The sequence below is a fragment of the Pseudoalteromonas sp. SG43-8 genome (assembly GCF_014164245.1).
In the GTDB taxonomy this organism is placed as follows: domain Bacteria; phylum Pseudomonadota; class Gammaproteobacteria; order Enterobacterales; family Alteromonadaceae; genus Pseudoalteromonas; species Pseudoalteromonas distincta.
This window is the reverse complement of the sequence record NZ_JACJEX010000006.1, coordinates 118746-132555: the sequence shown is the minus strand read 5'-3', so window position 1 is coordinate 132555 and position 13810 is coordinate 118746. Positions and strand designations below refer to the sequence as shown.

Sequence of the window (13810 nt, the reverse complement as noted above, 5' to 3'; positions counted from 1 at the left end):
TTTAAATGAGTATGAGTTACATGCTTGGGTTACATATGTAACAGGTACAAACACCAGAGCCTGTAAGGCTTGCATTAAAAAAGCCGACAAAAGTCGGCTTAGAATAAAAATATGTTAGGTTACTTTTTCTTTTTAACCTTGGCCTTTTTCTTGGCTTTCATTTTTACTGGATCTTTACGCTTTTTAGCCGGTGGCTTAGCTTCTTTGTGCTGTGGCTCAACACCTTTAATTACACGGCGTTTTAGTTTTTGTTCAACGTAGCGCTCTACTTTATACAAAATACCAATGTCGTGTGCTTCAACTAATGATATTGCAATCCCTTTTTTACCAGCACGGCCAGTACGACCAATACGGTGTACGTATACGTCGGCAGTGCGCGGCATATCAAAGTTAATAACGTGGCTAATGTCAGATACGTCAATACCACGTGCAGCTACGTCGGTAGCAATTAAGATACGTGTTTTGCCACTGTGGAAGTTTTCCATGGCTTTCATACGTTTGTCTTGTGGCATTTCGCCGCGTAACCAAGCTGCTTTAACGCCATTATTGGTTAGCTCGCCAATCAGTGTTTCTAAACGCTCACGGGTTTTAACAAACACAATTGCTTTAGTCACGTCTGGACCATTTAAGGTATTTACTAAAAGCTCTAGTTTGTGATGATAGTCATCGGCTAAATGTACCCACTGGTGAATTTTAGCTTTTTCTTTACGTGACGATTCAGCTTCAAGCAGTGCAGGGTCGTTTAATGTTTTTTCAGCAAACCTTTCTACGCTGTCACCTTCGAGTGTTGCTGAGAATAAAAAACATTGGCGACGATTTTTAGCTTCGTCACAAATACGGCTCATTTCTTTTTTGAAACCCATGTCTAACATGCGATCTGCTTCATCGATAATAAGCATTTCTACGTGTTCAGCATGAAAGTTTTCGGTTTCTAGGTATTCCATTAATCGACCTGGTGTGGCGATTAAAATATCGTTATTTTTTTCGAAAATTTCTTTATGCGTGCCGTAGTTAATACCGCCTGTTACTACACCAATTTTTAGGTGTGTGCGTTTAGCTAGCAGTTCACATTGTTCATGAATTTGATAAGCCAATTCACGAGTCGGGGTCATAACGAGGACGCGCGCAAAACCAGGGTCACGACGTGGGAAATCCAGTAAGTACTGAATAGCCGGAATTAAAAATGCCGCTGTTTTACCTGTACCAGTAGGCGCAGATGCTAAAATATCGCGCCCCTGTAGTGCTTCAGGAATAGCTTGTTGTTGAATGCTGGTTGGCGTCTCGTAGCCCATTTTATTAATGGCATCGAGTAGCTTGTTATCAAGATCAAATTCAGAAAATTGCATAGAGTGTCTAAAATAAGGGACAATTACCCTGATTATACGCGCTATGCTGCGCTTGGTGAATGAAAAGGTGAAAAAATGTCTGGTTTTGTATTTAAACAATTTAAAGTTGAACACGACCACTGTGCAATGAAAGTTTCTACCGATGGCATTTTGCTTGGCGCATGGGCTAATTTAAGCGATGCAAAGTCATTACTTGATATAGGCACAGGCACCGGCTTACTAGCATTAATGTGTAAGCAGCGCAGTAATGAGCTTGATATAACTGCGGTAGAAATTGACGAAAGCGCCTATACCCAAGCATTACAAAATGTAGCTAATAGCCCGTGGCCAACTATAAGTATTACGCACCAAACTATTCAACGCTTTAGTAGTGAACTTAAATTTGACGTGGTTATCTCTAATCCACCGTATTTTAATCACAGTTTAAAAGGCGATAATGTTGCGCGTAATACCGCACGCCATACCGACGGCCTAAGTTTTGAAGAGTTAATTAATGCGTTTAAACATTTAAGCCATAGTGGTTCCCGCTTTAGCTTAATACTCCCAAGCGTTGAAGGCGCATTATTTATTGAGCTTGCTACTCAAAATGGGCTTTATTTAAATACTCATTGCCAAGTAAAAGCCACGCCCAACAAAGATATTAGCCGCAGTTTAATGACATTTAGCTACGTAAAAAGCGATATAGAATCATCAATCCTGTGTATTAGAAACTTAGATAATACCTACACTGCTGATTATATAGCCCTATGCAAAGCATTTTATTTGAAAATGTGAAGCAATTGTAAAATAGGAACGAATAACGCAAACTGACTAAAACCATTGTTGAGAACAGATATGGATAGTCAGTTACCAAAATCTTTTATAATTATACTTGCCGTATTACAGGCTATTGCTCTTACCCTTTTGTATAGCAGTATAGAAAATAATGTGTGGCCAGCAACAAGCCCTACATGGTTAGTCTCACTTATTACATTTTCTATGAGCTTTCCTTTATTAATGCTAATGACCGTTAATAAAAATAATATAAAAACGTCGTTGCTTTTAATCCTTCCTTTTTCCTTGTTGTTATCTTTATTGGGGGCGTATGTTGGCTTTCAGCAAGAGCCTCAAGAGTACGTAAGTAATAACACTTTAATGTCAGTTTTTATTTTTACTAGTTTAATAGCTGGCTTTAAAGGCCTTATGTACATACAACAATTTGGTAGCTCAGAAAATGTTAATTACAGTCGTTTATTTAAGCTCTCTTGGCGTAATTTTATAATATTTGGAGAATGCTGGCTGTTTGTACTTATTTTTTGGGGAATTCTAAATTTAGGTGCGGCTTTATTTGATATTTTAGATATAGAATTTTTCTCTGAGCTACTAAGAAATGAATGGTTTTGGATCCCAACCTTAACGCTCGCATTTGCCTTTGCGAGTGTCATATTTAGAAAGCTTTTGAACATTGAAGATAATATCGCTTTTTTACTACAAACTTTAATTAAGTTTTTATTGCCTGTTTTATCAGTTATTTCTCTCGGTTTTTTAGCAACACTTCCTTTTACCGGACTCAATAAATTATGGGAGACCGGAAGTGGCAGTTTATTAGTAATGTGGCTGCAGGTGCTCACGTTGTTTTTTGTTAACACTGTTTATAAAGATGACTCATCAGTTCGCCCTTATCACATGCTCTTGCACCGACTCGTTTTTATAAGCGTTGCGTTACTTCCAGTTTATAGTGTTATTTCTGCCTATGGAATTTACTTACGGGTAGAGCAGCATGGGCTAACAGTAGATCGTTGTTGGGGCATTTTAATTTGGTTTTTATTGGCGTGTTTTTCGTTTAGTTATCTTGTTGGAATTATAACAAAGCGAGACAATTGGCTAGAGCCGCTTAGCAAAATAAATATTGTGATGGGGTGGGTGGTGCTCGTTAGTATGCTTGCTGTTAACTCCCCTTTATTAAATTTTCAAAGCTTATCTACAAACAGCCAAATAGCGCGTTTAAATGCAGATAAAGTAACAATAGAAAAGTTTGACTATTACTATTTTGAGCACAGCTTAGGTCGCCAAGGTTATTTAGCTATGCAGTTATTAAAACAGAAAATTGAAACGAGTCACCCAGAGCAATACGCTATCATCGATAGGATGTATGTAAATAATGAGTTTGCTTTAACGCTTGAACACACAGTCGATGATTTTATTGAGCGCAGTGTATTTTGGCCATCACAAGCGCTAATACCTCAAGGTTTAATAGAGGCAGTATTTTCTGAACAACATTTTTACGATCGTAACTCTTTAAAAGAACATACTTACTATTTCATTGGCATGGATTTAAACAAAGATGATGCACTCGATTTTATAGTGATTGACGAAAGTAATGAAAATATATCCGCATATTTCTGGTTATTCGACATGGGTAAGTGGCGCTCAAGGTATATGAATGTCGAAAATCCTGAAGAGATTAGATACCTTAAAAGTATGATTGATAATAACGAATTATCTTTAGTTGAGCCTGAATATTCAAATCTAAAAATAGGGGATGTTGTTTTTAAAGTGAGGTAATGCGTAACTTTTTTTTATGCTACTGCCCCTTAAACCTAAACTAATGATTATTAGTTTAGGTTTTTTCTTTTAGTTTTTTATTTTATGTACAGCGCTTTAATAGTGTGTTTATAAATCACCTGATATGATTTAGCCATTGGCCACTTAATTTAAAAGACAACACAATGAAAAAGTTAAATAAATTAGCATTACTTAGCACGTTAACAGCCACCATTTTTGCAAGCCAAGGTGTGTTTGCTGCTATTACGCCAGTAGGCCTTTGGAAAACAATTGATGAGGATACAAACCAAGCTAAGTCGTATGTACGTATTAGCCAAACCAATGGTACTTTAAGCGGTAAAGTTGAAACTATTCTAGACCCTGCAAAACAAAACGATATATGCAGCAAGTGTGATGATGAGCTAAAAGATCAGCCTATTTTAGGAATGACTATAATCACTGATGTAAAAGCACAAGATGATGGCACCTGGGGAGACGGAGAAATACTCGACCCAACAAATGGTAAAACCTACACCTTACAATTAACCCCGCAAGATGAAGGTAAAAAGCTCGAAGTGCGCGGTTACATTGGCTTTTTTTACCGAAACCAATATTGGCTAAGAGTAGAGTAAGTTTTACTACTTACTTAATTACTAAACGTTAAATAATTAAGCATTAACTGAAATCATTTTTGCGCTTTGCCTTTCTTACTCACTAAGCCTGCCATATTTAATTGGCATAAAACTTTGAGTAAATAAAAGGGTAAAATATGATTAAGTACATAGTTGCTTTAATAATGCTTAGCACACTGTTAATAAGCGGTGCGGCAAACGCAAAGGATGATGCTGTAAACACGGGTTGGTTTAATAACACGGCTATTAAAGGGTACGACAGTGTTGCTTATTTTACCCAAAATAAAGCCATTAAAGGCAATGACAAACATACGTTTAGTTATTTAGGTGCCGACTGGCATTTTTCGAGTGAAGAAAACAAAACGGCATTTGCAGAAAACCCAAAGCGTTATGCTCCGCAATACGGTGGCTGGTGCGCTTATGCAATGGCTGATGAGGGGAATGCTGTAGGGATAGACCCAGAAGCATTTTATATTCACGAAGGTAAGCTTTACTTAAATTACAGCCAAAGCGTACAACAAAAATGGTTAAGTAATTTACTACCGTACATTGTTATGGCAGATGGGTACTACCCACAAACGACCAATGTGATGACGTTTCAATAAATTACTCATATTATTAGGGTCTGTTGAACTTTTCGGATTAAAATTTGTTCAAACTAGGGGCTATTTAATCGCGGCGCGAGATTTGCAACCTAGTGGGCTAAGTAAAAACCGAGCAACAAAGAGTAAGTAGCCCCTAGGAAGAACCCTTTGGGCAGCGCCTGTTTGGCATTAATGCTACGTTATCGCCCATTTATGGGGAATAACCACACTGCATAGGCTCTGCCTTGCCTAAATACCAAACAGACTGCTGCAAATTTAACCTTAAAAGATCAACAGACCCTAGTTAAAAAGCCCGCAACTAAACTAGTTGCGGGCTTTTTGCTTTTTATTTATTAGCTTATTAATTAAAGCGTTTCGCCGTATTCAGTCATTACCTGTTCAACCCATGTTGCAATGCGGTCGTCGCTTAGTTCGTATTGACTGTCTTCGTCGAGCGCAAGTCCTACAAACTGTTTACCATCAGGCGTTAATGCTTTTGAAGCTTCAAACTCGTAACTACTGTCGTTTGGCCAAAAACCAAGTTGAGTAAATGTTTGCGTATTTATTTCGTCGTGTAGCATGCCTAGCGCATCTTGAAACCACTGCCCGTAACCTTGTTGATCGCCCATGCCAAATAAAGCAATGGTTTTACCGTTTAGGTTTACGTCGGCTATGTCGTCCCACTTTGACTCCCAGTCTTCTTGTATTTCACCAAAATCCCATGTTGAAATACCAAAGATGATAAAGTCGTACTGCTCTGCATTTTTTAGTGGCTCGTCTTTAATATTGTGCAGGGTAACTATATCGGCACCAATAATGTCGCGAATCTTTTCTGCTGCCATTTCGGTGTAGCACGTAGTAGAACCAAAAAATAAACCAATTTGCATCGTATTTATCACTGTGTAATTGCCTGATATGATAGGCTCAAGTTTACCGTAAGGTATTTTTAATTGATACCTTAGCAAAGCATGAGAGCATAATGTGACAACGCTATCTGACGATTCTTTTGAAAATAACAGCAGTATGAGCAGTAATAGCGACTACCTAGAAACCTTTTTAGATAGCCTGTACTTAGAACAAGGCGTAAGCGAAAACACATTAAGTGCTTATCGCAGTGATTTAGATAAGTTTTGCCTATTTTTAAAGGGCGAAAATTTAATGACGGTAACGGGGCTAGACATAGAAAGCTACTTAGCGCATCGAGTTGATTTAGGTTTAAAACCACGCAGTACAGCTCGTAGCATTAGTGCGCTAAAGCGTTTTTATCAGTACTTTGTACGCGAAAAAATAATTAGTGATTCGCCCATGCTAAACATTGCTCAACCAAAAGCAGGGCAGTCGTTACCTAAAACACTCTCAGAAGCTGAAGTTGAGGCATTGTTAAATGCGCCCAACACAGAAGAAGCGATGGGGCTGCGCGACAAAGCCATGCTAGAGCTACTTTATGCAACGGGGTTGCGTGTAAGTGAGCTTGTTGGGCTTCGTATGGAGCAAATTAATTTGCGCCAAGCGGTGGTGTTTGTAAAAGGCAAGGGTAACAAAGAGCGCTTAGTGCCATTGGGTGAAGAAGCCATGTATTGGCTGGAGCAATTTTTAAAGGGTGGGCGTGCACAAATGATAAAACACGCCACCGATTTTGTGTTCCCATCTAAGCGCGGAGTAGGCATGACGCGACAAACCTTTTGGCATAGAATTAAACACTATGCTATTTTGGCATCAGTTGAGTCTCCATTATCGCCCCACACCATGCGCCATGCTTTTGCTACGCACTTATTAAATCATGGGGCAGATTTACGTGTGGTACAAATGATGTTGGGCCATAGCGATTTATCAACGACGCAAATTTATACCCATGTTGCCAATGAACGGTTAAAGTCGGTACACGCAGAGCATCATCCGCGAGCGTAAGTTTGAAAGTAAATATTATTAAGCCGGTCAATATATTAAGTATTTTTAGGATAGAGAGAAGTTATGAAAAAATTAATGTTAGCAGGTGCCATGTTGTGCACAAGTATTAGTGCATTTGCAAATGGCGTTGCTGTAACACCAGATGCTAATGATCCTATTATTACTAAATTTGCCGAGCTTGGTGTAACTGTAAAGCAAATTAACCCAAGCCCAGTAGCGGGTTTAAAAGAATTGATTACTAATAAAGGCGTGCTTTACGCAAGTCCAGATGGTCAATTTTTAATGCAAGGTACGTTAATCGATTTAAATAATCGTAACAACTTAACAGAGCAAGCATTAAACGGCGTGCGTGTTGAGGGCATTAAAGAATACGAAGATTCGATGATTGTGTACAAAGCACCAAACGAAAAACACAGTATTACCGTATTTACCGACATTAGCTGTGGTTACTGTCGTAAATTACATCGCGAGTTAGACGATTTACTTGATGCGGGTATTACCGTTAAGTACCTTGCGTTTCCACGTGGTGGCTTACAAGGTTCAGGCTACGCCGATTTAATGAACGTATGGTGTGCACGCGATCAGCAAGAAGCACTAACAGAAGCTAAGTCGGGTACAAGCACTAAAGTAGTTGCAGGCTGTAGCGCACCGGTTGCAGAGCATTATCAGCTTGGTCAAAGCTTTGGTATTAGCGGCACACCTGCCATTATTTTAGAAGATGGTACGATGATCCCAGGTTATCAGCCAGCAGCAGCACTAAAAGCAGCATTAGATGCTAACAAAGCGTCGTAATACGTTTTATAGCTAATAAAAAGGCCTTAATGGCCTTTTTTTGTCTTTTTAATACGACCCAATAAGTTAAAACTCTGCATGAAAAAACTAATCATTGCGCGTGAAAACGTTGACGACTCGCATCTACCGAGTAATTTACACCCTGTAATTAAACAAATTTATGCTAACCGCAATGTATTTAATGCCGACGAGCTAAATAACAGCGTAGCTACGCTTCACGACTTTAAATTGTTTAAAGATATCGACAAAGCCAGCGATTTACTAATTGAAGCATTAAAGGCGCAAAGCCAAATATTAATAGTCGGTGATTTTGATGCTGATGGTGCAACAAGCACTGCAACATTAATGCAGGGCCTTGAGATGTTTGGCTTTAAGCATTTAGATTACTTAATTCCTGACCGGTTTAGTTTAGGTTATGGCTTAAGCCCCGCGCTTGCAGAGCAAATAGTACAAATAAAGCCTGATTTAGTGATCACCGTAGATAACGGCATATCGTGTATTGCTGGTATTGATATTTTAAAAGCGGTTGGTATTAAAGTGCTGGTAACAGATCATCACTTACAAGGTGATCAGCTGCCAAATGCCGATGCAATAGTAAATCCAAATAGGCACGAATGTAACTTCCCGTCTAAATCTATAGCAGGCGTTGGCGTTGCTTTTTACTTATTAATCGCGCTGAGAAGCGTAATGCGAGACCTTGGTTATTTTGAACAGCAACCGCCGCCTAATTTAGCTAACTTGCTCGACATTGTAGCGCTTGGTACGGTTGCTGACGTGGTCGCACTTGATGCAAATAATCGTACCTTAGTACATCAAGGTTTAGCACGTATTCGCAGTGGTAAAACACGCCCAGGCATTACCGCGCTTATTGAGGTGGCTAACCGCAATGCTGCGCGCTTAAGCGCAAGCGACTTTGGCTTTTCACTTGCCCCGCGTTTAAATGCAGCAGGGCGATTAGACGACATGAGTTTGGGTATAGCATGCTTACTTAGCACCGATATAAACCAAGCACGTAGTATTGCCAGCGAGCTCGATAGCTTAAACTTTGCAAGGCGCGAAATAGAACAAGGCATGCAAGCCGAGGCGCAAGCCGTGCTTGATAGACTCGCATTTAGCGACGATAACGTCCCTGATGCAATCTGCTTGTTTCAAGACGATTGGCACCAAGGTGTTATTGGTATTTTGGCTGGTCGCTTAAAAGAAAAGTACCACCGACCAACCGTTATATTTGCTGGTGGCGAAAATGGTGAAATAAAAGGTTCGTGCCGCTCTATAGAAGGGTTGCACATGCGCGACTTACTCGAAGGGCTTAATACTGCTGAGCCACACTTAATTAATAAATTTGGTGGCCACGCAATGGCCGCTGGTTTAAGTATTAATGAGCAACACTTTAACGACTTTAAAAAGGCATTTGATGCTGCAGTGAGTGCGCAACTGAGTGAAGAAAGTAAGCGCTGTATTGTATTTACCGACGGTGAGCTGCCAAACGACTGCTTTACGATGGAGTTTGCTCAGCTATTAAAGCAATCGGGCCCGTGGGGGCAGCAATTTCCTGAGCCGGTGTTTGAGCACACATTTGAAGTAATACAGCAGCGCATAGTCGGCGAAAAGCACTTAAAACTTGTATTAAAGCATCAATCAGGGCGATTAGTTGACGCCATTGCCTTTGGTATTGATGTAAAAGAATGGCCCGACACAGAAGCGAAGTTTGTAAAAGTAGCCTACCAACTCGATATAAATGAGTTTAGAGGTAAATTTACGCTGCAATTAATAGTTAGAGAGCTTGAAAAAGTGCACTAAAAAATATGCACAAATCATGCATAAAAGGCTAATAAAGCGCGCGGTTTTTTGTTAAAATCGGGCGTTTTTATCATTTGACGATAATTTGTTGCGAAAATCCCATGTAAAGGGGCGCAATTACCTAGCCATTTTGGAGTGATGTACATGTTTGAAGTGAATCCTGTGATTAACCAAATCAAGGAAATTCGCGAACGTACTGAATTGCTTCGGGGGTACCTTTGACTACGCTCTTAAACAAGAACGCCTAGAAGAAGTTAACGCCGAACTTGAAGATTCAGCCGTATGGAATGAGCCTGAACGCGCACAAGCGCTTGGCCGTGAAAAATCAGCATTAGAGGCTGTTGTTGAAACAATCGACAACCTTGTAGCCGGTACTGACGACGTTGAAGGTCTACTTGAACTTGCTGTAGAAGCCGAAGATCAAGATACCTTTGATGAAGCACAAAGCGAGCTTAGCGATCTAAACGAGCAGTTAGAAGGTTTAGAGTTTCGTCGTATGTTTTCAGGTCCTCATGACTCAAACGATGCGTACCTTGATTTACAATCGGGTTCTGGCGGCACTGAAGCACAAGACTGGTGTAACATTTTACTTCGTATGTATTTACGTTGGGGCGAGGCTAAAGGCTTTAAAGTTGAGCTAGTTGAAGCAACCGACGGTGATGTTGCCGGTATTAAAGGCGCAACAGTTCGCTTTGTTGGCGAATACGCTTACGGTTGGTTACGTACAGAAACAGGCGTTCACCGTTTAGTGCGTAAAAGCCCGTTTGACTCAAGTGGTCGTCGTCATACCTCATTTGCTTCTGCGTTTGTATACCCAGAGATTGACGATAATATTGAAATTGATATTAATCCGTCAGACCTACGTATAGACGTTTACCGTGCATCAGGCGCGGGTGGTCAGCACGTTAACACCACCGAATCGGCGGTTCGTATTACTCACGTACCAACAAATACCGTAGTGCAGTGTCAAAACGAGCGTTCACAGCATAAAAATAAAGCCCAAGCGATGAAGCAGTTAAAAGCTAAATTATTTGAGCTTGAGCTACAGCAGCAAAATGCTGAAAAACAAACGCAAGAAGACGCTAAATCTGATATAGGTTGGGGTAGCCAAATACGTTCATACGTACTTGATGACGCACGTATTAAAGATTTACGTACAGGCGTTGAAAACCGCAATACCCAATCGGTACTTGACGGTAACTTAGATAAATTTATTGAAGCCAGCCTTAAATCTGGCCTATAACCACCAAGCTAATAAAGAGCTAAAAAATGACTGATAAAATCCAAGACGAAAACAAGTTAATCGCTGAGCGTCGCGGCAAGTTAGACGCGATACGCGAAAATTGCCCAGCCAACGGTCATCCAAACCAATTCCGTCGTGAGCATTACACGGCTGATTTGCAAGCCCAGTTTGGTGATAAGAGCAAAGAAGAATTAGTTGAACTACAAGAAGTTGTGTCTATTGCTGGACGTATTTTAGCAAAGCGTGGACCGTTTTTTGTAATTCAAGACATGAAAGGTCGCGTACAAGCGTATGCATCTAAAGATGTTCAAAAAGACCTTAAAGAAAAATATGGTCAGCTAGACACTGGCGATATTATAGGTGTTAAAGGCGCGTTAAATAAATCGGGTAAAGGCGATTTATACGTAGAAATGACTGAGTATCAATTACTAACTAAGTCACTTCGCCCGTTACCTGAAAAATTCCATGGCTTATCAGATCAAGAAACAAAGTACCGACAACGTTATGTTGACTTAATTACTAACGAAGCAACGCGCGAAACATTCCGCATTCGCTCACAAGTAGTTGAAGGTATTCGTCGCTTTTTAGCAGACCGTGACTTTATGGAAGTAGAAACACCTATGCTACAGGTTATACCTGGCGGTGCATCTGCGCGTCCGTTTGTAACTCACCATAACGCGCTTGATATCGACATGTACTTACGTATTGCGCCAGAGCTTTACTTAAAGCGCTTAGTGGTAGGTGGTTTTGATCGTGTATTTGAAATTAACCGTAACTTCCGTAACGAAGGGTTATCTACACGTCACAACCCAGAATTTACAATGATTGAATTTTACCAAGCATACGCTGATTACATCGACCTGATGAACATTACCGAAGATATGCTACGTACTGTTGCAGAAAACGTACTAGGTAGTGCAATTGTAGTTAATACAACTAAGGACGAAAACGGCGAAGTTATCGATTCAGTTGAATACGACTTTGGCCAACCGTTTACACGTTTAAGTATGGCGGATGCTATCTTAAAATATAACCCTGAGTTTGATGCTGCGGTATTTAACGACCCAGAAAACCACTTTGAAGAGTTAAAAGCGTACGCTAAACAAGTGCACGTTAAAATTCCTGAAAACTGTGTTTGGGGTCCAGGTAAGTTTCTTTGTGAAATATTTGAAGAAACAGCAGAGCACATGCTTATTCAACCTACGTTTATTACTGGTTACCCGTGGGAAGTATCACCACTTGCACGCCGTAACGACGAAAACCCATTTGTTACCGACCGTTTTGAGTTTTTTGTTGGCGGCCGTGAACTTGCAAATGGTTTCTCTGAGCTTAATGATGCACAGGACCAAGCTGAGCGCTTTACTCGTCAAGTTGAAGAGAAAGACGCAGGCGATGATGAAGCAATGCACTACGACGAAGACTACATACGCGCACTAGAGTATGGTTTACCGCCAACGGCTGGTGAAGGTATTGGTATTGACCGTTTAGTTATGTTGTTTACTGATTCATCAACAATTAAAGACGTTATTTTGTTCCCACATATGCGTCCACAAGCTGACTAAGCTTTAGTAAAACAAAGTAAGTTAATAAACGCCGCTTAATAGCGGCGTTTTTTTTACTTATAATTAGTGTTTTAATTAATAAGTACTACACTAAAAATTAAAGGTAATTATTAGTGCTGATTAATGTACAATTCAGCTTCACTAACTTATTGTTATTGGAAGTTTTTAATATTAAAACTAACAGTGCTATAACTTTTTAGTATGATTGTTTTTTAAACATATGTTGTGTTTGTACAAAGGTTTTAGCTAAAATACGCACGAAATTTACACTGCTGGTATTTAGCAGTTAAATATAGATTCTTAAAGGACTTAGAATAATAGTATGAAAGACAAACGAGTAGATGATTTATCAGAAGAATGCACATCAGAGCAAGAACGAAACGCTTACTACCGTGCTTGTATCGCTGAATTTCAACAATTAGGTTACCAAGAACAGTATTTGGCTCAGTTAACTGATGACTTAGTTCCCGTGCTAGGTGTTAATCCTTCAAATAAAAATACGTAACCCGCTTAAATTTCAAACTAATTACACTTTTAAACCAAGCATATGTGCAATCTATAACCATATAGTCGTTTTTGGTAGAAAAGTGTTTGACATATTTTCTGAAATCTTTATTATACGCCCCACAAGACGGAGAGGTGTCCGAGTGGCCGAAGGAGCTCCCCTGCTAAGGGAGTATAGAGTTTGTAGCTCTATCGAGGGTTCGAATCCCTCCCTCTCCACCATTTCTTTTAATGGCGTGTTTTGTAAATTTTAAAGTATGGGTGCATAGCTCAGCTGGATAGAGTACTCGGCTACGAACCGAGCGGTCGGAGGTTCGAATCCTCCTGCGCCCACCATACTTTAATAACTCGCTTAGAGTCTAAATAAGCAAACTATAAAGTGGGTGCATAGCTCAGCTGGATAGAGTACTCGGCTACGAACCGAGCGGTCGGAGGTTCGAATCCTCCTGCGCCCACCACTTTATAAACTCTACTTAGAGTATAAATAAGTAAAACTCTCACTTAGAGTAAAAACAAGTAATAGTAAAAATGAAAGTGGGTGCATAGCTCAGCTGGATAGAGTACTCGGCTACGAACCGAGCGGTCGGAGGTTCGAATCCTCCTGCGCCCACCACTTTCATGTTTTCATACACTTTTAAGTGTAAGAAAAATAAGCCGATGGAAATCGGTTTTTTTATGCCTGAATTAATACGCTCTGCTTAGAGTTTAAATAAGCAATCTATGAAAGTGGGTGCATAGCTCAGCTGGATAGAGTACTCGGCTACGAACCGAGCGGTCGGAGGTTCGAATCCTCCTGCGCCCACCACTTTCATAAACAAGCCGACATTAAGTCGGTTTTTTTGTGCCTAAAATAAAGTGAAGTGAAGTGTAGGTTTAGGTGAATTGAGAACCAAGCAGTCGGAGGTTCACTCTTACA

General features: G+C 40.1%; 12 protein-coding genes and 5 tRNA genes. 15 read left to right on the top strand and 2 right to left on the bottom strand.

The features are described 5' to 3' along the window. Positions 1–119 precede the first annotated feature (119 nt). Complete coding sequence (srmB, locus tag H5122_RS13010; RefSeq protein ID WP_002961405.1) at positions 120–1346, bottom strand: ATP-dependent RNA helicase SrmB; 1227 nt, start codon at positions 1344–1346, stop codon at positions 120–122. 75 nt (positions 1347–1421) lie between these two features. Here srmB and H5122_RS13005 point away from each other — a divergent pair, with 75 nt between their 5' ends. From H5122_RS13005 to H5122_RS12990, 4 genes are all read left to right on the top strand, one after another. Further along, complete coding sequence (locus H5122_RS13005; RefSeq protein WP_182682361.1) at positions 1422–2120, top strand: tRNA1(Val) (adenine(37)-N6)-methyltransferase; 699 nt, start codon at positions 1422–1424, stop codon at positions 2118–2120. A 60-nt stretch (positions 2121–2180) separates the two neighbouring features. After that, a complete protein-coding gene (locus H5122_RS13000; protein ID WP_182682362.1) occupies positions 2181–3890 on the top strand; it encodes a DUF4153 domain-containing protein in 1710 nt (569 codons plus the stop codon). Positions 3891–4054: 164 nt separating this feature from the next. Further along, entirely contained in the window at positions 4055–4501 is a 447-nt protein-coding gene (locus H5122_RS12995; protein WP_182682363.1) for a DUF2147 domain-containing protein, read from the top strand. A 137-nt stretch (positions 4502–4638) separates the two neighbouring features. Then, positions 4639–5106 (top strand): YHS domain-containing (seleno)protein, encoded by a 468-nt coding sequence (locus H5122_RS12990; RefSeq protein WP_182682364.1) that lies wholly within the window; start codon positions 4639–4641, stop codon positions 5104–5106. Between the two features lie 344 nt (positions 5107–5450). Here the strand turns inward: H5122_RS12990 and fldB are convergent, their stop codons facing one another. Beyond that, complete coding sequence (gene fldB, locus H5122_RS12985) at positions 5451–5972, bottom strand: flavodoxin FldB (RefSeq protein WP_007583764.1); 522 nt, start codon at positions 5970–5972, stop codon at positions 5451–5453. A 94-nt stretch (positions 5973–6066) separates the two neighbouring features. Between fldB and xerD the strand changes: the two genes are divergently transcribed. The 11 genes from xerD (at position 6067) to H5122_RS12930 (ending at position 13699) form a co-directional block, all read left to right on the top strand. After that, positions 6067–6993, top strand: coding sequence for a site-specific tyrosine recombinase XerD (gene xerD, locus H5122_RS12980; RefSeq protein ID WP_002961416.1), 927 nt, complete (start codon positions 6067–6069; stop codon positions 6991–6993). A 63-nt stretch (positions 6994–7056) separates the two neighbouring features. Then, a complete protein-coding gene (gene dsbC, locus H5122_RS12975; RefSeq protein WP_002961417.1) occupies positions 7057–7785 on the top strand; it encodes a bifunctional protein-disulfide isomerase/oxidoreductase DsbC in 729 nt (242 codons plus the stop codon). Positions 7786–7863: 78 nt separating this feature from the next. After that, positions 7864–9585 carry a single-stranded-DNA-specific exonuclease RecJ gene (gene recJ, locus H5122_RS12970; protein WP_182682365.1) on the top strand — a complete coding sequence of 574 codons (1722 nt, stop codon included), beginning with the start codon at positions 7864–7866 and terminating at the stop codon, positions 9583–9585. A gap of 144 nt (positions 9586–9729) precedes the next feature. Next, a protein-coding gene (gene prfB / locus H5122_RS12965) for a peptide chain release factor 2 (protein WP_100218355.1) occupies positions 9730–10828 on the top strand; the annotation gives its coding sequence in 2 pieces (ribosomal slippage) (positions 9730–9804 and positions 9806–10828; 1098 coding nt in all). 26 nt (positions 10829–10854) lie between these two features. Then, the gene (lysS, locus tag H5122_RS12960; RefSeq protein ID WP_002961420.1) at positions 10855–12390 is read left to right on the top strand and encodes a lysine--tRNA ligase; all 1536 of its coding nucleotides are present in this window, start codon (positions 10855–10857) and stop codon (positions 12388–12390) included. 322 nt (positions 12391–12712) lie between these two features. Then, complete coding sequence (locus H5122_RS12955; RefSeq protein ID WP_010553261.1) at positions 12713–12895, top strand: hypothetical protein; 183 nt, start codon at positions 12713–12715, stop codon at positions 12893–12895. Between the two features lie 128 nt (positions 12896–13023). Next, positions 13024–13116 (top strand) — tRNA-Ser (locus tag H5122_RS12950). Between the two features lie 37 nt (positions 13117–13153). Next, positions 13154–13230 (top strand) — tRNA-Arg (locus tag H5122_RS12945). Positions 13231–13275: 45 nt separating this feature from the next. Next, positions 13276–13352: transfer RNA gene (locus H5122_RS12940), tRNA-Arg, on the top strand. 78 nt (positions 13353–13430) lie between these two features. Continuing rightward, positions 13431–13507: transfer RNA gene (locus H5122_RS12935), tRNA-Arg, on the top strand. Between the two features lie 115 nt (positions 13508–13622). Then, a tRNA-Arg gene (locus tag H5122_RS12930) sits at positions 13623–13699 on the top strand. The last annotated feature ends 111 nt before the right edge of the window (positions 13700–13810 follow it).

Excerpts from the sequence above, each read along its gene's own strand:
- dsbC (WP_002961417.1), top strand. The coding sequence starts at position 7,057 with ATGAAAAAATTAATGTTAGCAGGTGCCATGTTGTGCACAAGTATTAGT.
- lysS (WP_002961420.1), top strand. The coding sequence starts at position 10,855 with ATGACTGATAAAATCCAAGACGAAAACAAGTTAATCGCTGAGCGTCGC.
- H5122_RS13000 (WP_182682362.1), top strand. The coding sequence starts at position 2,181 with ATGGATAGTCAGTTACCAAAATCTTTTATAATTATACTTGCCGTATTA.
- fldB (WP_007583764.1), bottom strand. The coding sequence starts at position 5,972 with ATGCAAATTGGTTTATTTTTTGGTTCTACTACGTGCTACACCGAAATG.
- H5122_RS12955 (WP_010553261.1), top strand. The coding sequence starts at position 12,713 with ATGAAAGACAAACGAGTAGATGATTTATCAGAAGAATGCACATCAGAG.
- srmB (WP_002961405.1), bottom strand. The coding sequence starts at position 1,346 with ATGCAATTTTCTGAATTTGATCTTGATAACAAGCTACTCGATGCCATT.
- H5122_RS13005 (WP_182682361.1), top strand. The coding sequence starts at position 1,422 with ATGTCTGGTTTTGTATTTAAACAATTTAAAGTTGAACACGACCACTGT.
- H5122_RS12995 (WP_182682363.1), top strand. The coding sequence starts at position 4,055 with ATGAAAAAGTTAAATAAATTAGCATTACTTAGCACGTTAACAGCCACC.
- H5122_RS12990 (WP_182682364.1), top strand. The coding sequence starts at position 4,639 with ATGATTAAGTACATAGTTGCTTTAATAATGCTTAGCACACTGTTAATA.
- recJ (WP_182682365.1), top strand. The coding sequence starts at position 7,864 with ATGAAAAAACTAATCATTGCGCGTGAAAACGTTGACGACTCGCATCTA.